Annotated in this window: 18 protein-coding genes; all 18 read right to left on the bottom strand. The window is 49.7% G+C overall.

Going from position 1 to position 15,990, the window contains the following annotated elements; genetic code table 11:
• Window positions 1-31 precede the first annotated feature (31 nt).
• The 18 genes from ABFC84_18790 to ABFC84_18705 all read right to left on the bottom strand — a co-directional run bounded on the left by ABFC84_18790 (window position 32) and on the right by ABFC84_18705 (window position 15,973).
• Complete coding sequence (locus ABFC84_18790) at window positions 32-370, bottom strand: hypothetical protein (protein MEN6414790.1); 339 nt, start codon at window positions 368-370, stop codon at window positions 32-34.
• A gap of 12 nt (window positions 371-382) precedes the next feature.
• Window positions 383-1,396: a phosphomannomutase CpsG gene (locus ABFC84_18785; protein ID MEN6414789.1), complete on the bottom strand. Its 1,014-nt coding sequence runs from the start codon at window positions 1,394-1,396 to the stop codon at window positions 383-385.
• 30 nt (window positions 1,397-1,426) lie between these two features.
• The gene (galE, locus tag ABFC84_18780) at window positions 1,427-2,413 is read right to left on the bottom strand and encodes a UDP-glucose 4-epimerase GalE (GenBank protein MEN6414788.1); all 987 of its coding nucleotides are present in this window, start codon (window positions 2,411-2,413) and stop codon (window positions 1,427-1,429) included.
• Window positions 2,414-2,624: 211 nt separating this feature from the next.
• Complete coding sequence (gene galU, locus ABFC84_18775) at window positions 2,625-3,584, bottom strand: UTP--glucose-1-phosphate uridylyltransferase GalU (GenBank protein ID MEN6414787.1); 960 nt, start codon at window positions 3,582-3,584, stop codon at window positions 2,625-2,627.
• Window positions 3,585-3,631: 47 nt separating this feature from the next.
• Window positions 3,632-5,221 carry a capsule assembly Wzi family protein gene (locus ABFC84_18770; protein MEN6414786.1) on the bottom strand — a complete coding sequence of 530 codons (1,590 nt, stop codon included), beginning with the start codon at window positions 5,219-5,221 and terminating at the stop codon, window positions 3,632-3,634.
• 40 nt (window positions 5,222-5,261) lie between these two features.
• Complete coding sequence (locus ABFC84_18765; protein ID MEN6414785.1) at window positions 5,262-6,644, bottom strand: mannose-1-phosphate guanylyltransferase/mannose-6-phosphate isomerase; 1,383 nt, start codon at window positions 6,642-6,644, stop codon at window positions 5,262-5,264.
• A 284-nt stretch (window positions 6,645-6,928) separates the two neighbouring features.
• Complete coding sequence (locus ABFC84_18760; GenBank protein MEN6414784.1) at window positions 6,929-7,681, bottom strand: YdcF family protein; 753 nt, start codon at window positions 7,679-7,681, stop codon at window positions 6,929-6,931.
• Window positions 7,682-7,683: 2 nt separating this feature from the next.
• A complete protein-coding gene (gene rfbB / locus ABFC84_18755; protein ID MEN6414783.1) occupies window positions 7,684-8,742 on the bottom strand; it encodes a dTDP-glucose 4,6-dehydratase in 1,059 nt (352 codons plus the stop codon).
• Window positions 8,743-8,799: 57 nt separating this feature from the next.
• On the bottom strand, window positions 8,800-9,624 hold the full coding sequence (gene rfbD / locus ABFC84_18750) for a dTDP-4-dehydrorhamnose reductase (GenBank protein MEN6414782.1): 825 nt from the start codon (window positions 9,622-9,624) through the stop codon (window positions 8,800-8,802).
• Window positions 9,625-9,807: 183 nt separating this feature from the next.
• Entirely contained in the window at window positions 9,808-10,365 is a 558-nt protein-coding gene (gene rfbC / locus ABFC84_18745; GenBank protein MEN6414781.1) for a dTDP-4-dehydrorhamnose 3,5-epimerase, read from the bottom strand.
• Window positions 10,366-10,418: 53 nt separating this feature from the next.
• The gene (gene rfbA, locus ABFC84_18740) at window positions 10,419-11,294 is read right to left on the bottom strand and encodes a glucose-1-phosphate thymidylyltransferase RfbA (GenBank protein ID MEN6414780.1); all 876 of its coding nucleotides are present in this window, start codon (window positions 11,292-11,294) and stop codon (window positions 10,419-10,421) included.
• A 27-nt stretch (window positions 11,295-11,321) separates the two neighbouring features.
• Window positions 11,322-11,525 carry a hypothetical protein gene (locus ABFC84_18735; GenBank protein MEN6414779.1) on the bottom strand — a complete coding sequence of 68 codons (204 nt, stop codon included), beginning with the start codon at window positions 11,523-11,525 and terminating at the stop codon, window positions 11,322-11,324.
• A gap of 150 nt (window positions 11,526-11,675) precedes the next feature.
• Window positions 11,676-12,089: a DUF86 domain-containing protein gene (locus tag ABFC84_18730; GenBank protein ID MEN6414778.1), complete on the bottom strand. Its 414-nt coding sequence runs from the start codon at window positions 12,087-12,089 to the stop codon at window positions 11,676-11,678.
• Window positions 12,082-12,516: a nucleotidyltransferase domain-containing protein gene (locus ABFC84_18725; protein MEN6414777.1), complete on the bottom strand. Its 435-nt coding sequence runs from the start codon at window positions 12,514-12,516 to the stop codon at window positions 12,082-12,084. Before ABFC84_18725 ends, ABFC84_18730 begins: the two co-directional genes overlap by 8 nt.
• Window positions 12,517-13,211: 695 nt before the next feature.
• Window positions 13,212-13,439 carry a hypothetical protein gene (locus ABFC84_18720; GenBank protein MEN6414776.1) on the bottom strand — a complete coding sequence of 76 codons (228 nt, stop codon included), beginning with the start codon at window positions 13,437-13,439 and terminating at the stop codon, window positions 13,212-13,214.
• Window positions 13,440-14,296: 857 nt separating this feature from the next.
• Window positions 14,297-14,419 carry a hypothetical protein gene (locus ABFC84_18715; GenBank protein MEN6414775.1) on the bottom strand — a complete coding sequence of 41 codons (123 nt, stop codon included), beginning with the start codon at window positions 14,417-14,419 and terminating at the stop codon, window positions 14,297-14,299.
• Window positions 14,420-14,467: 48 nt separating this feature from the next.
• A complete protein-coding gene (locus tag ABFC84_18710; protein ID MEN6414774.1) occupies window positions 14,468-15,304 on the bottom strand; it encodes an Rpn family recombination-promoting nuclease/putative transposase in 837 nt (278 codons plus the stop codon).
• A 123-nt stretch (window positions 15,305-15,427) separates the two neighbouring features.
• Window positions 15,428-15,973, bottom strand: coding sequence for a DUF6155 family protein (locus ABFC84_18705; protein MEN6414773.1), 546 nt, complete (start codon window positions 15,971-15,973; stop codon window positions 15,428-15,430).
• Between the last annotated feature and the right edge of the window lie 17 nt (window positions 15,974-15,990).

Genomic DNA, 15,990 nt, shown 5'->3' with positions numbered 1-15,990 from the left:
CCTCCCGCAAACAATCCCGCAAAATGCTTTTCTACCTCCGAATAAACGCCAATAGTTCCTCCGTCTTCTGCTGCAGCAATTTTGGATCGCATTTCGTCTCCACATTCAGCCGCAGCACCGGCTCCGTATTGGACAGCCGCACATTGAACCGCCAGGTGTCAAACTCCACACTCAGTCCGTCAATATGCTCCACGGAAACCGCACCCTTGGCAAATTTCTCCTCCATCTGCTCTACTATCGCCTGCGGATTGGCCACCGTACTATTAATTTCCCCGCTGATCGGATAACAGGCCATCCGTTCCTGCATCAGCACCGACAGCGGCTTGCCGCCTTGGCTCATGATCTCCAGTACCAGCAGCCAGGGAATCATGCCGCTGTCGCACTAGGAAAAATCGCGGAAAAAGTGATGGGCCGACACCTCGCCGCCGTATACCGCATCCACCCGCCGCAGCGTTTCTTTCATAAAAGAGTGGCCGCTCTTCGACTGCACCGGAATGCCGCCGGCTGCCTTAACCACCTCAATCGTATTCCAGGTCAGCCGGGGATCGTGAATAATCTTAGACCCGGGAGCTCTCCGCAAAAAGGCTTGAGCCAAAAATCCCACCAGATAATAGCCTTCAATAAAGCCGCCCTGTTCATCAAACAGGAAACAGCGGTCAAAATCGCCGTCCCAGGCAATTCCCGCAGCCGCTCCCTGCTCCCGCACCACCTTCGCCGTGGCATCCCGGTTTTCCACCAGCAGGGGATTGGGTACGCCATGAGGAAACGTCCCGTCCGGCTCATGATTGAGTTTAATGAATTTAAAAGGCAGAAACCGTTCCAGCTGATCCAAAATCGGACCGGCGCAGCCGTTGCCGGCGTTCACCACCACTTTGAAAGGCTTCAGACTGTCAATATCGATATAAGTCAGCAAATGCTGAATATACTCATCCATAATGTCCCGTTTTGTGACCTGCCCCCGGGGCTGCCCGGCAGCCCCGGCGGGAAACTCCCCGGTCACCACCCGTTCCTCGATCTCCTTCAGCCCGCTGTCGGCACTGATCGGCCGGGAGCCTTCCCGCACCAGCTTCATGCCGTTATAATCCTGGGGATTGTGGCTGGCGGTAATCATGATGCCCCCGTCCAGCTTGAAATGAGCCGTGGTAAAATAGATCATTTCCGTACCGCAGACGCCGATATCCACCACATCACAGCCGGCCTCCGTCAGTCCGTTAACCAAAGCATCCCGCAGAACCGGACCGGACAGCCGGATGTCCCGTCCCACAGCCACCTTCTTTACCTTGAAAATCTCCACATAAGCCCGGCCAATCCGGTAAGCCATTGCCTCATTCAGCTCGCCCGGCACCTTGCCCCGGATATCATAGGCCTTGAACGCATTCCGCTTAAACTTTTCCAATTGCTGCGACCTCCCTATCTCAAATGAAGCTTACCTGCTATATCCCGCCGGATGTCCCTGCTGCCAAATCCAGGCACTGCGAAGAATCGACGACAGATCGCTCTGTACCGGCTTCCAGCCCAATTCCCGGCGAATCTTCGCCGCCGAAGCCACCAGCACTGCCGGATCGCCGTCCCTTCTGGCCGCCTGCCGCACCGGAAAATCAACTTCCGTAATCGCTTTCGCCCGGTCAATCACCTGCCGGACACTGAATCCCGTCTCCGAGCCAAGATTGTATACCCGGGAATCTCCCCCGGCTGCCAGATGCTGCAACGCCAGCACATGAGCCGCCGCCAGATCCGTCACATGAACATAGTCCCGGACGCAAGTCCCGTCCGGTGTTTCATAGTCTGCGCCAAAAACGCTGATCCCATCCCGCTGCCCCAGGGCCGTCTGCAGAATCAGCGGAATCAAATGAGTTTCCGGCTCGTGGTCTTCCCCGATCGCCCCGCCTGCCAGCGCTCCGGCAGCATTAAAATAGCGCAAAGACACATAGCGGAGGCCGTAAGCCATGGCAAAATCGGCCAGCATCCCCTCAATCACCAGCTTCGTCCGGCCATACACATTCGTCGGCGCCGTCGCCGTTTCCTCGCTAATCGGCCAAATCTCCGGCTGGCCGTAAACAGCCGCCGTAGAAGAAAACACAACTTTTTTCACGCCGCATTCCGTCATTGCATCCAACAGTTCCAGCGTTGCCGCCACATTGTTATGGTAATATTTCGACGGCTGCCGCATCGACTCCCCGACCAGACTGTCGGCGGCGAAATGCACTACCGCCTCAATGCCGTACTGCCGCAATACCCCGGTCAGCAGCTTCTTGTCCCGGATATCTCCCTGAACAAAGTCCACCCCCGCCGGCACCGACTCCCGGTGGCCTTTGGACAGATTGTCATACACCACAACCGAAGCACGCTTCATTAACTCCCGCACCGTATGGGACCCAATATACCCGGCCCCCCCGGTAATCAATACATTCATCGTCAGCCTCCTATGGATTAGTCTCTCGGATAACGCGGAGATTCGGCGCATGGCGCATAGCTCATAGCTCATAGCTCATAGCTCATGGTACTTGGTACGTCGTACTTGGTGCATAGCACTGAATTCTGTCATCGCGAGGAGCGATAGCGACGCGGCGATCTCTGGAGCCTCCCCCGATGCTCTTTCATGATACTCTGTGTCGCTAATCGAATTATACAGAGTGGGGGTGGCGCGAAGCGACGGGGGGTGGCGTCCCCGGTCCGTCTTCCGTCGCCGCCGCTGCCGCCTCCGGACTGGCCAGCGTACCCACCGTCTTCAGCAAATACCGCAAAAACTTGTCCCTGAGCTCCGGCCGCTTCAGCGCATACTCCACCGTCGCCTCCAGATACCCCTGCTTATCGCCAATATCATACCTTCGTCCGTCAAAACAAAAAGCATACACCGGTCTATCCGCCGCCAGCCGCCTCAGTGCGTCCGTCAACTGGATCTCCCCGCCCCGTCCCGGCGGCGTATCTTCCAGCAGGGGAAAAATCTCCGGCTCAATAATATAGCGGCCCAGAACCGCCAGCCGGGAAGGAGCTTCCTCCACCGCCGGTTTTTCCACCAGATCCTCCGCCTGCCACAGATTCTCCTTTACCGGTCTGGGCTTCACAATTCCATAACTGCTGACCCTGTCCTGAGGAACCTCCTGTACTCCCAGCACACTGCCGCCGCAGTCCTCATACACATCCATCAGCTGCCGCAGGCAAGGCACCTTGGCATCCACAATATCATCGCCCAGCAGTACGGCAAAAGGCTCATCCCCCACGAACTGCCTGGCGCAAAGCACAGCATGTCCCAGCCCTTTCGCTTCTTTCTGCCGGATATAGTGAATGGTCACATCCGCTATCTCCTGCACCAATCCCAGCAAATCATATTTTCCCTGTTGCTTCAGAGTCAGCTCCAGTTCCACGGCCCGGTCGAAATGGTCCTCAATCGCCCGCTTGTTCCGGCCGGTAATAATCAAGATCTCCTCAATTCCCGACTGAATGGCTTCCTCAATAATAAACTGAATGGCCGGCTTATCCACAATCGGCAGCATTTCCTTCGGCTGAGCCTTCGTCGCCGGAAGAAACCTCGTGCCAAGCCCTGCCGCGGGAATAATCGCCTTACGAATCTTCTGCTTTTGCATCGGACCACACCTTTCTGTATGGAAAAATCCGGGATACACAGCCAGGCTTAATAGCGTTTCGTAATCCCCAGCCCTACTTTATAGTTCCGTTTATTCTCCCCGGACAAAAAGTTAAAATTATCAATATGCGACACTCCCGCCGTCAAATCCATAAACATATCCTGATCCAGCTTTGTCCGGTAATTGGCCCAGGCGGAATTAAATTTTTGCGATTCGGGGCTTTCATACTCCATCTTCACCTGTTCCAGATTAAAAGACAACTGGGAACCGTTATCCTGATAGTGAGTCACTTTCGCATAATAGCTTTTGGCATGATTGCCAATTGCATCCCCGATAATATTGCCTTTGAACACCCAGCCGTCGGTATACGTTCCATGCATATACCAACAGGGATCAGTGTGATGCACTTCCAAAGTAGCATCCCAGCTTCCATCCCTAGTCAAACGGGGAATATACACACCCATGATCTCGGCAAACCGGTAAGGATAATACAGAATATACCGGTGCCGGTCTTCCCCATAAAACTCACCGTAAACCTGGATTCCATTCAGGTGAGGCAGCCGCCAGCGGAAATCACCGCCGGCCTGAGTATTCCATTCATCGATGGTATTAGGAGATGAACAGTTGCCGGCATTCCTGCCTGTTAGCAAGCGATAATAATCGGAACCGCTCAAAGCATGACCCAGGCCCCCGATAATCGACGCGTGTTCCAAAGCAAAGGTAAAGTTGTCACTTGGCGTGAAGTCCTTGCGCCAGGCGACAAAAGAAGGATGCGGCACATCAGACCGGTTTCCTTCCATCCTCGCATACGTAAAGGTAGTATTCGACTCCCGCAAAAATTTGAAATACCCATGCTTGATTTTCATTGGTTCTATATTAGACAATCTGATCGACGTCATCGGCTCGGCATTGTTGGAATAAGTCAGGTGGCTCCTAACCCCCTGGCCCCAGCTGTTGGCGTCTTTCCCAATCTGAATCGACAGATTATTAATATTGGTCTTGATATACCCCGATTCAACGGTAGTTTTGCTGTCATCCGTACTATTGTAATCCGTCCGCGGCGTCACACTCAGCATCAAGTGCTCTCCCAGACTGCCTTCCAGCCGCAGGGACAGCATCTCATTAGCGTTCCTGCCATATTTATAGCCGTCATTATTCACATTCAGGGGCTGATAGGTAGACTTCGTCCAGGGCTTCTGTGAAACAGTACCGCCATGGTAAAAATTTTCCTCAAACTGAATTTCCCGCAGCGCCAAACCGCCGGGCCGGGCCGTCCCGTTCAAAACCGCCAGTTCATTTTTAAATTCTGTCTTCAGTTCCCGCAGCAAAGACTTGGCATAAGGCGCCATCTCCTGTTTTTGTGCTGCCAGCCGATCCATCTGAACAACCCAGCCTGCCACCTGCATCCGGGTATAAGGCTTCGTTCCGGTCTGCATCTGGCGCAAATATCCCAAACCGTCCAGCTTATCCAGATAATCATACACATAGCTGTCGAGAGGAACATTGCCGGATAGCTGATCCTGATAAGGCACACGGCTCGCCCCCCCGCCGCCCGGATTGTCCTGAGCATACACTGCCGGCACTGCGGCAAGGATCAGACCTAACGCTACCGTCGAACTTAATACTCGCAAATTCATAAACAAGCTCCTTTTTTCCCTGATTTTTTAGTCCGCTTCCTTAGGCTCTGCCATAAATATCTTCAAACCGGACAATATCGTCTTCCCCTAAATAACTGCCGTTCTGGACTTCAATAATCGCCAAAGGAATCTTTCCCGGATTCTCCAGCCGGTGCTTAGTCGTCTGGGGCACAAAAATACTCTCATTCTCATGAACCATCTGCACCCTGTCGCCTACGGTCACCTTGGCTGTTCCGCCGATGACAATCCAGTGCTCGCTGCGGTGATAATGCAGTTGCAGACTCAGCTGCTCGCCGGGATTGACCACGATCTTCTTCATCTTGTAGCCCGGCCCTTCTCCCAGCACCGTATAGCTGCCCCAGGGCCGGTACATAGTCGTCTGCTCACTGGCCTCCCGCCGTCCCCGGGCCTTTAATTCGCCAACCAGATCCTTGACCTTCTGGGACTCGCCTTTCTTCGCCACCAGAATAACATCATCCGTCTCCACAACGAGTACATCCTCCAGCCCGATACCGGCAATCAACCGGCTGCGGCCCAGCATCAGACTGTTGGTGCAATCAATGGGGAGACAGTCCCCCTGCAGGGCATTCCCCGCCTCATCCTTTCCCAGCACTTCATAAATGGCATCCCAGGACCCAATATCATTCCAATAAGCGGCGAAAGGAATAATCGCCGTCCGCCTGGATTTTTCCGCCACCGCATAATCGATAGAGATAGTAGGCATCTCGGAAAAATGTGCCAAAACATCCGCCAGGGGCGCCATGGCTAACTGATAAATCTCAGGCTGATACGATTGAAGCTCCTCCATAACACAGCCAACCGTAAACGCAAACATGCCTGAGTTCCAATAATAATTTCCTGCTGCCAGGTACTCCTCTGCCGTCGCCTGATCCGGTTTTTCCTTAAAAGATTCGACCTCATAACCGATTTCTATAGCCTTACCGGCCTGAATATAGCCATATCCCGTCTCCGGTTTATCCGGCTGAATGCCGAAAGTTACCACCTTGTCCCGAACTGCCAGAGCCGCCGCCTGACGTACCGACCGGACAAAAGATTCCACCGGCTTGATAATATGATCGGAAGGCGTCACAAACAACACTTCGTCACGGCCCGCCCCCAGCTCATCCAGGCAATACCGGGCTGCCAGCGCAATGGCCGGAGCCGTATTCCGCCCCACCGGTTCCAGCAGGATATGAGCCTCTGCCGCCCCACAGGCTGCCAGCTCGGTCTTTACATGATGAAAATACGCCTGATTAGTCACAATCACCAGATCAGCCGCTTTTACCAGGAGCTTAAACCGTTCCACTGTCTGAACCAGCAGAGATTTTCCCTGGTCAATCTGCAGAAACTGCTTGGGAAAGCACGCCCTGGACAATGGGAATAACCGGGTTCCGCCGCCGCCGGCCAAAATAATTACCTTCATTCAATTCGCAGCTCCTTTTCATTGAAGTGGCTGCTGTCATTAGCAAGAAAGAAAAACCTGTACGCCTAAAATTACTTTCTCAGCCTTACAATGACAACGCAAGAAAATTTTAGCAGATTATACTTATAGAAATTCTCTATTTAATAAATATTTCCTGTTCAGTCAAAATAAAAAGAACAGCTTCTCCCGCTGTGCCTAACCGTAAATTATCCCTTCATTTAACCTGACGCCGGGCACATTAAGCGACTAAAAAGCAAAATGTACGTCCCCCCTGCTTTTTGCGCCTATTGTCTCACCCGCAGCGCCCAGATTCCCAGCCATTCCCGGAAAAAAATCGCCGAACTCCGCAGTCCGTCCGCCGACGGAACAAAATTATTCGCATACAGCCCGGGGGTTGTACTGACCAGATAATCCGCCGGATAAGCCTCTGCCCTTACCCCTTGTTTGGCAAAATTCAATATCGACCGTTCCATATGAAACGCCGACGTCACCAGAATCGGCTGCCGGAATCCCCTTTCGCCCAGAATTTTCTTTACATTCACCGCATTCTGGGTAGTGTTCAGGCTGGTATCCTCCACCAGGATCTGTTCTTCCGGTATCCCCAGTCCCAGTAAAATCCGCCGGGCAATAACCGCTTCCCGGCCGGAATCCTCAAACACCTGACCACCGGATACAATAACCGGCACCCCCAGCCTGCGCTGCAGCCTGGCGGCCGTCAGCAGCCGATTGGCCGCACTGCCGGACAAATGCCCCGGCCCGTCTATATCCGGCGTATCCAAAGTAGCCCCGCCGCCCAGCATGATGATCACGTCACCGGAAACCTCTGCCGGCGGCACATGCCTTGCCTCCAGTGTCTGGAGCAAACAATCTCCCACATAGCCGGTGGAAAAAATATAAAAAAGAACAATAATCAAGCACAGCCCTTTATGTACATACCCCCGGCGTTTTTTAAGCAAGAAAACGACCAGCAGCAGCATTAAAATAAAAATACCCGGCGGCAACAAAAAGCTGGCGGCAAATTTTAAAAAATAAAGCATAACTACGCATCAACCCCCAGCCGTTCCCGCCGGTAGCTCCCGTCCGTCACCCGCCGACACCATTCCCGATTAGCCAAATACCACTCCACCGTCTTCACAATCCCGGTCGCAAATGTCTCCGCCGGCACCCAGCCCAACTCACGCCGGATCTTCGACGCATCGATCGCATACCGCAGATCATGCCCGGGACGATCCTTCACATAAGCAATCTGCTCCCGGTAAGACTTTCCGTCACTGCGAGGCTGCTTCTCATCCAATATATCACACAACCCATGGACAATATCCAGATTCTTTTTTTCATTATGTCCGCCGATATTATACTTCTCTCCCGCTTTCCCCGCTGCCAAAACCCTAAGAATAGCCCGGCAATGATCCTCCACATACAGCCAGTCCCGCACATTCTGCCCATTGCCGTAAACAGGCAGCGGCTTTCCCTCCAGCGCGTTGAGAATCATCAAGGGAATCAGCTTCTCCGGGAACTGGTAAGGGCCGTAATTATTGGAACAATTGGTCAGCAATACCGGCAGCCCATAGGTATGATAGTAAGCCCGCACCAGATGATCCGATGAAGCCTTAGAAGCGGAATAGGGAGAATTCGGCGCATAAGGCGTTTCTTCCGTAAAAAAGCCGGTCTCTCCTAAGGAGCCGTACACTTCATCGGTAGAAACATGCAAAAAGCGAAACTTGTCTTTTTTCTTCGCCGTCAAATCCCGCCAATAGCTTTTGGCTGCTTCCAGCAGCGAAAACGTCCCGTTAATATTCGTCCGAATAAAAGCTGCCGGCCCGTCAATCGATCGATCCACATGAGACTCGGCAGCAAAATGAACGATAGCATCCGGCTGATATTTGGCAAAAAGATTCTCTACTAATGTTTGATCACAAATATCCCCCTGAATAAAAGTATAGCGGGGATCATGTTCCACAGCTGTGAGTGAATCCAAATTTCCCGCATATGTAAGCTTGTCCAGATTCAGAATACGAATAGCCGGCTCCTGTAAGGCAATATGAATAAAATTGCTGCCGATAAACCCGGCTCCGCCGGTAACAAGAATAGTTTGCATACGATTTTTTCTCTCCCTCTGCATTATACTTTTAACCTCCGTCGTCTCCTGCCAGCTTCACTTCAAATAAGCCCGGAGCGCCTCCTGCCATCCCCTGACCGGATCACCCACCGTCATTCGGAGCATGTAATTGTCCAGTACGGAATAAGCCGGTCGCTTGGCCGGACGGGGAAATTCCGCTGTCGTTACCGGTTCGACTTTGACCTTTTTCCCTGCCTGCCGGAAGATTTCACAGGCAAAATCATACCAGGAACAATGCCCCTGACAAGTGGCATGATATGTCCCATAACCGTCTGTCGACAGCAATTTAAAAATCACCCTCGCCAAATCCACGGTAGATGTGGGCGACCCAATCTGATCCGCCACAACACGCAGCGCATCCTGCTCATTTGCCAGTCTCAGCATCGTGGCGACAAAATTATTTCCCTCACCATACAGCCAAGCGGTCCTGACAATATAATGCTGCCCCAGCAAATGCCGCACCATCTCTTCTCCCTGCCATTTCGTCCGGCCATATACCGTCTGTGGATTAACCGCATCGAATTCACGGTAGGCCCGATTTCCCGCCCCGTCAAACACATAGTCGGTACTCACATACACCATCCGCGCTCCGGTAGCCAAACAACCGGCCGCCAGATTCCGAGCACCGACAACATTCACCCGGAAAGCGCCGTCTTCATCCGTCTCCGCCTTGTCCACATTGGTATAGGCCGCACAATGAATCACCGCGTCCGGCTTACTGTCCCGCATACACCTTTTCACTGCCGCTCCATCGGTAATGTCGAGTGTATCCGCATCCGTCAGTATCAGCTCATATTCCTTTCCCTGCCGTGCCACTTCCCGGCCCAGCTGGCCATTAGCACCGGTTACCAAAATTTTCATATCCTATCATCCTTCCGCCGCTATAACTAACGAACTAATGATTTTTCAACAATTTTGTCATCGCGAGGAGCGATAGCGACGCGGCGATCTGTAGAGCCTCCCGCATTCTTTTTCATGATACTCTGTATTGTTCCTAAGATTGCTTCACTATAGATGGTAGGGCGGTTCAAAAGCCGCCCCCCATTATCCCCTATATACGGGCAGCTTATCCGCTGCTATATCCTTTAATCTCGGATACACCTGATCCTTATCCGAAAGCACCCCGGCCTCGACCGGCCACTGAATCCCGATATCCGGATCATTCCAGATGATCCCGCCTTCCGCCGAAGGCGTATAAACATCCGTGCATTTATAAGTAAAATATACAGTATCGCTCAACACACAAAAACCATGGGCAAATCCGGACGGAATCCAGAATTGACGATGATTGTCACCGGAAAGCTCCACCCCGGTCCACTGGCCAAAGGTCGGCGAACCCACCCGAATATCCACCGCCGCATCAAATACTGCCCCCAGCACCACTGATACCAATTTCCCCTGAGAATGCGGATTCTGATAATGCAGCCCCCGAAGCACCCCGCGAGTGGAATACGATAAATTATCCTGGACAAACGGCCCCTTTATGCCCAGCGCCTCGTACCGCTCCTGCCGCCAAGTTTCCTTAAAAAAACCCCGTTCATCACCAAAAGCCCTGGTTTCAACAATCAATACCCCCGGCAATTTTGTTTCTACTATATTCATATCCATCAACTCCATACCTTATCAGCTAAAATTCCCCTTTGTCCGTCCCCCGCTCACTCCCCGGCAATCCGCAGCAAATACCTGCCATAGCCGTTCTTCTTCATCACATCACCCTGAGCTGCCAGCTGCTTCCGGGAAATATACCCCATTCGGTAAGCAATTTCCTCCGGGCAGGCCACCATCAGGCCCTGCCGCTCCTGAATCGTCGCGATATAATCGGAAGCCTGCAGCAGAGACTCATGTGTTCCCGTATCCAGCCAGGCATAACCCCGGCCCAGCGTCTCTACCCGAAGTGTATCCCGCTCCAAATACAGCCGGTTTAAATCAGTGATTTCCAGTTCCCCCCGGGTAGACGGTTTCACCATTTTCGCCAATTCCACCACTTGGCTGTCATAAAAATACAACCCTGTAACCGCATAATTGGACTTCGGCTTAACCGGTTTTTCTGCCAGGCTCACAGCTTTTCCGGCTGCATCAAACTCTACCACCCCATACCGTTCCGGGTCCTTCACCCAATAAGCAAAAACCGTAGCCCCCTGCTCCTGCTGCCTCGCCTTTTGCAGCTTTTCGCTAAATCCGTACCCATAAAAAATATTATCCCCCAAAACCAAAGCGCATCCGGCCCCATCAATAAAGGACTCCCCAATAATAAATGCCTGAGCCAAACCATCCGGGCTAGGCTGGACCGCATACGACAAATTAATCCCCCACTGATCGCCTGACCCCAATAACTGTTGAAAACTTGCCTGATCCTGAGGCGTCGTAATGACCAGAATATCCTGAATCCCAGCCAGCATTAGCGTCGACAGCGGGTAATATACCATCGGTTTGTCAAATACAGGCATCAACTGCTTACTAATCGACTTCGTAACCGGATACAGCCGGGTACCCGACCCCCCGGCCAAAATAATTCCCTTTTTTATCGCCATAACTCCCTCTTCTCCCTCTGCTTCTGCTTAAATCGCTTTTGACAACTTCTTTGGCTGGTTTGAAGCCGAATTAAGGACCATGACCTCATCCATTTTCAGCCTGCCGTTTAAGTCGGAAAGGGACACATGTTCTTTTTTATTATACTCTTGGTCTACTTTGTTAACAATACTATCCAACGCTTGTAAAACGAATTGTTCTTCACTGCTTATCGTTACATCATATTCGGTCATGACACGCCTCCTGTAAGAAATGAGGTTTCCTTACAAATAGAAGGAGCAAAATGTACGTCCCTCACGCTTCGATTTTACCTGTGAGCAGCAACACTCCCCATCGCAAGCGAAGCGAGAATAACGTCCCCACTGCTTCCCTCCTCACCGCGTCTACAATTTATCACTAATCTGCCGGTTGAAATTTTCAACACCTTCAAGTTTATGCTGCAAAACATCATACACTACATGAGCGCCAATATCAGCATACTGATGAGCAATCATATTACGAAAAGCAACCATTTTAGTATATATGCTTGCTTGCTCTTTGTCCCAATATCCATAAGTCTCTAAAATACGAAATCCATCTGCCAGCATGTCTACTTCTCCCAATTCATCATCAGTCACAATATGATTTACAATATCAATCATGGAATTAATAATAATAAAAAGATTGTATTCGACCACATCTCTGGCAACTGCGTGATTAACAAACTCCTCATAAGACAAAGAACGGTAAAGCAAAATCTTTTCCAAAGATTTTTGAATTTGGCACAACTTCCGTTCTACAATATCATGCTTAACCATGCTTCGCTCCTCCTAGTAAGCGCTGCCGGGAAAGCTGCGCCCAATACCGCACATCATTATATTCTTTAATGACCGATAACGCATATTCCGCCTCAAACAACGGATCACGAGCCAGTAAAACTATTTTTTTCATATTAGCCGCATGTTTCATCAACGGCTTCGCATTGTTCAAAAGTATCAAATCGATTTCTTTATGTGTCAAAGCCATTAAATCTGATTTCAAGCCAAGATACCAATCCGTATCACCCAATAGTCTCAGATCGTTAACAAAAATAGCAATATCGATATCACTGGATGCCGTATTCCGCCCCGTGGCATACGATCCAAATAACCAGGCAAACTGAATCTCCGTTCTGGACAACAAAAAAGGGGTTAATACTTGCAGCAGCCTGTCGTTACGCTTCTTTCCAGCCAGATTGGCACCCATAGGCTTCGCCTCTTTTCCTCTTTATCCTTATTATAACAATGATCCACCCTATTGTCACCCGACACCGCAGCATACCAAAATTCACGAACAAATTCAGACAAAAAAACCGGCAGCCTGTAAAAAAGCGGAAACCATACATGGAGGAAACAAAAGGAACATCCCTGATTCTTCAGCCTGTCATTGCGAGCGCCAGCGAAGCAATCTCTCGTTGCTGCCTTGTGCCTTTTAGAAGCTGTCATTATCAAGCAGAGTCTTAATGGCACTGCATCGACGAACTTCCGTCTAAGACAACCCCGTTGCTTTGGCAACATCAGACACCGACATCCCCATGTCCAGCAGCCGCTTTGCCGTTTCCCTGCTGCCTTCGGCTTTATTATAACAATGATCCACCTATTGTCACCCGGCACCGCAGCATACCAGAATTCACCGGCAATTTCAGAACAAAACAACCGGCAGCCTGGGAACCATACATAAAAGGAGTAAAGAATGTCCCTGATTCTTCAGCCTGTCATTGCGAGCGCCAGCGAAGCAATCTCTCGTTGCTGCCTTGTGTGCCTTTTAGAGCTATCATTATCAAGGTGGCGTCTTAATGGCACTGCATCTGACGAACTTCCGTCTCGATAGATAATTATTTCTATAGGAGAAGCAAAATGTACGTCCCTATGCTTTTTATATACATCCTTTTAGCCGCTTTTTTAATTCTTCCATGATAATACATAACCTTTTCCCGATTTATGCAGCCTCCCGGATCGCTTCGCTTGTTCAACAGTAAAAACAACAGATCGGCACAGTGCCGCTTTCTCACTTTCGTTCCGAAACCGAACCCTTGGGGATTTCTCTAATATAATACCATTTTGAGCTGCTGCATTTACCTTTTCTCTGGTTTTCCCAATAGCCTTTGCAAACTCTATTGCCGGTTTCATGCAAAACCCACCTGCCTCTTCCATTATGCTGAACATACAATACGGATATTCCATTTTTATTATACCCTAAACCCGGCAAGCAAAACAACCGGCAGCCTGCCGAAAGAATAAATACTCTATCAATCAAGAAACAAAAACAGCGTCCCCGTTGCTTGAAGGGGCGTTATTTCTTTCTTGATTTCCCCAGCGCCACAGCATACCAAAATTCACGGGTATTCCGAGGCAAAACCCCCGGCAGCCTGAAATCGTCCCTACTGCTTTAAATTTTTTAGTTCGAAAAAATGTACGTATTATACATATTTCCGTTGTATTTTTTGTTTAGACATTCTCAAATATTATTACTATGTTACCGACTGCAGCCTGGTGCATAAAGTACATCGTGTGACTGCACCGGCTGTTCCACTAAAGGCTTATGAAGATATGAAAGCCTTTAAGCTTTGCAGCGGATAATGGCAGTGAAATCATCCCCATCGAAGTCAAAGCCGAAACAAATTTGAAGGCAAAGAGTCTAAAAACGTATTATGAAAAATTCCGGCCCAAACTATCGATACGCGCATCAATGGCCGATTATAAAAAGGAAGATTGGCTGCTGAACCTGCCGCTGTATGCAGTGGAGAAGCTATACATGTTTACCGAGTCAGCACAATCGCAGCGAGCTTTTTCAACTCATCCAGCTGCTTTTCGCTTACGGCCTGATAAATATCTTATCATAGGCGGAGCAAAAAGAACGTCCCACTGCTTCCCACATAATCCCCTCTAGAAAGATAGATGAGACTCGAAACTCTGCTTTTTGAGTTTCGCCAGTCGAATTATACAGAGTGGGGGTGCCCGTTAGGGCGGGGTGTGTGTTCCCCTGCTCACTCTCCGGCGATCCGCAGTAATGCCTGCCATACCCCTTCTTCTTCATCTGCTTCCGCTATACCCTGACCGGCTAAGCACAAAACCGGCAGCCTGACGAAAAAATAGTTTCTTTGGATCACAAACGAAGCAAAAAAGCGCCCGCCCCCGATGATTCCAACAGCGACGTTTCAATGACACTGCAGCTGACGGACTTCCGTCTCAGACAACCCCGTTGCTTTGGCAATATCAGAAACCGACATTCCCATGTCCAATAGCCGCTTTGCCGTTTCCCTGTTTCCTTCGGCTCTTCCTTTTTCTTCCGCACCGCTAATGGCGGAAATATGATCCAATATGGCTTTCTCTCTCATCTCGTACAAATATCTTTCTTTATCCTGCTTTAAAAAGATTTCCTCTGCACTTAACGCCTTGCGAATCGCTGGTTCGCTCATAGCTATCTCCTCCATTTCCTCCGGATTGGCATTCGATAGATACATCAGCCACTTATCCAGCCGCGTTCGCGGCGGCACCTGCAGCTGTTTCCATTTTGACAGTTCCAAAAAATGAATCTCCAAATCCCGGTTTAATCGGTACCCTGTCTCCGTCTCATACAGGGCAAACATACTATGATACTTCTCTTCCTTCGGCAGAAAAGCAAAGTTTAGTACATTAACGGTAATGGTGCGGGAGAGTTCTTTATACCTCTGCCCTTTCTGCATCTGTCCCTGGTACAGCTTTGCCCAGTAATACAGTGTCCGTTTATCTATGTCATACTGATTGGCAATTTGCACTTCGATATTAATGATGCTGCCGTCGTTTCCCTTGCCTAAAATATCCAGTCGCGACATTTTATCGGCAATATGCTCCGGATCCAATTCCCGTTCCGCCAGCATAATGTCCGCTAATTCGTCCTGCCCGCTGGGAGACAATACGGAGTTCAGAAAGCTGAGCAAAATTTCTTTATTTTCCTCACGGCCAAATACCCACTTAAACAAATAGTCGTTGATTCGGTTCAGATTCCATTCCATTCGTATTCCTCCCTTGTATTTTTAGTATACCAGATATTTGAAAAAAATACAGTCTCCTCTTCTGACGATAGATAATTGTCCCCATAAGAGAAGCAAAATATACGTCCCTATGCTTTCTAAACCTTAATCGTTATCTTCTTCATAAGAATCGTAATATGTATAATAAATATCATCAATAACGTCGCTAAACCCCCAGCCGAATCCTTGGCATTTTTCTAGTACTATTTTTGCGCTTTTCCTAATTTCGTCGGCTATACCATGTTTAAAGCCATATTTTAATGCCTGTTCAAAACTGTTTCCTAAGCTTGCGTAAAATACATCGTCAATATCGCCATATGAATTGGTAAAGTCTACTCCTATTGAAACGTGGAAAAATAATAAATCAACTATATTGTATGGCGACTTGGCAATTTTTTTGAAGTCACTAATTGCTTTTCTGACAACTGAAGCTCGCGCCTTGCCAAAACCTCTATTAGGAAAAAACTCATTTTCAATAATTTTTTTGTATTTTTCCAATAGAGTAATTTCGGCAGCAGGACATAACTTTATGAGATAATATTCTCTGACTGCCGGAATGTCCTTATATAAAGTGATTATATCCGCGACCATTTCATCAAAGGGCACTGTCGTTAAATGTTTTTTTAAATCTCTTAGACTGATATTATCCATGTATTATCTCCTGTCAA

It is taken from the genome of Veillonellales bacterium (assembly GCA_039680175.1).
Taxonomy (GTDB): domain Bacteria; phylum Bacillota; class Negativicutes; order JAAYSF01; family JAAYSF01; genus JBDKTO01.
The sequence above is the reverse complement of the archived record's forward strand: the minus strand, read 5'-3'. Positions and strand labels throughout refer to the sequence as shown.

Coding starts and splice junctions, on each gene's coding strand:
- ABFC84_18790 (MEN6414790.1), bottom strand. CDS start 370: ATGATTCCCTGGCTGCTGGTACTGGAGATCATGAGCCAAGGCGGCAAG.
- galE (MEN6414788.1), bottom strand. CDS start 2,413: ATGAATGTATTGATTACCGGGGGGGCCGGGTATATTGGGTCCCATACG.
- galU (MEN6414787.1), bottom strand. CDS start 3,584: ATGCAAAAGCAGAAGATTCGTAAGGCGATTATTCCCGCGGCAGGGCTT.
- ABFC84_18770 (MEN6414786.1), bottom strand. CDS start 5,221: ATGAATTTGCGAGTATTAAGTTCGACGGTAGCGTTAGGTCTGATCCTT.
- ABFC84_18765 (MEN6414785.1), bottom strand. CDS start 6,644: ATGAAGGTAATTATTTTGGCCGGCGGCGGCGGAACCCGGTTATTCCCA.
- ABFC84_18760 (MEN6414784.1), bottom strand. CDS start 7,681: ATGCTTTATTTTTTAAAATTTGCCGCCAGCTTTTTGTTGCCGCCGGGT.
- rfbB (MEN6414783.1), bottom strand. CDS start 8,742: ATGCAAACTATTCTTGTTACCGGCGGAGCCGGGTTTATCGGCAGCAAT.
- rfbD (MEN6414782.1), bottom strand. CDS start 9,624: ATGAAAATTTTGGTAACCGGTGCTAATGGCCAGCTGGGCCGGGAAGTG.
- rfbC (MEN6414781.1), bottom strand. CDS start 10,365: ATGAATATAGTAGAAACAAAATTGCCGGGGGTATTGATTGTTGAAACC.
- rfbA (MEN6414780.1), bottom strand. CDS start 11,294: ATGGCGATAAAAAAGGGAATTATTTTGGCCGGGGGGTCGGGTACCCGG.
- ABFC84_18735 (MEN6414779.1), bottom strand. CDS start 11,525: ATGACCGAATATGATGTAACGATAAGCAGTGAAGAACAATTCGTTTTA.
- ABFC84_18730 (MEN6414778.1), bottom strand. CDS start 12,089: ATGGTTAAGCATGATATTGTAGAACGGAAGTTGTGCCAAATTCAAAAA.
- ABFC84_18725 (MEN6414777.1), bottom strand. CDS start 12,516: ATGGGTGCCAATCTGGCTGGAAAGAAGCGTAACGACAGGCTGCTGCAA.
- ABFC84_18720 (MEN6414776.1), bottom strand. CDS start 13,439: ATGAAACCGGCAATAGAGTTTGCAAAGGCTATTGGGAAAACCAGAGAA.
- ABFC84_18710 (MEN6414774.1), bottom strand. CDS start 15,304: ATGGAATGGAATCTGAACCGAATCAACGACTATTTGTTTAAGTGGGTA.
- ABFC84_18705 (MEN6414773.1), bottom strand. CDS start 15,973: ATGGATAATATCAGTCTAAGAGATTTAAAAAAACATTTAACGACAGTG.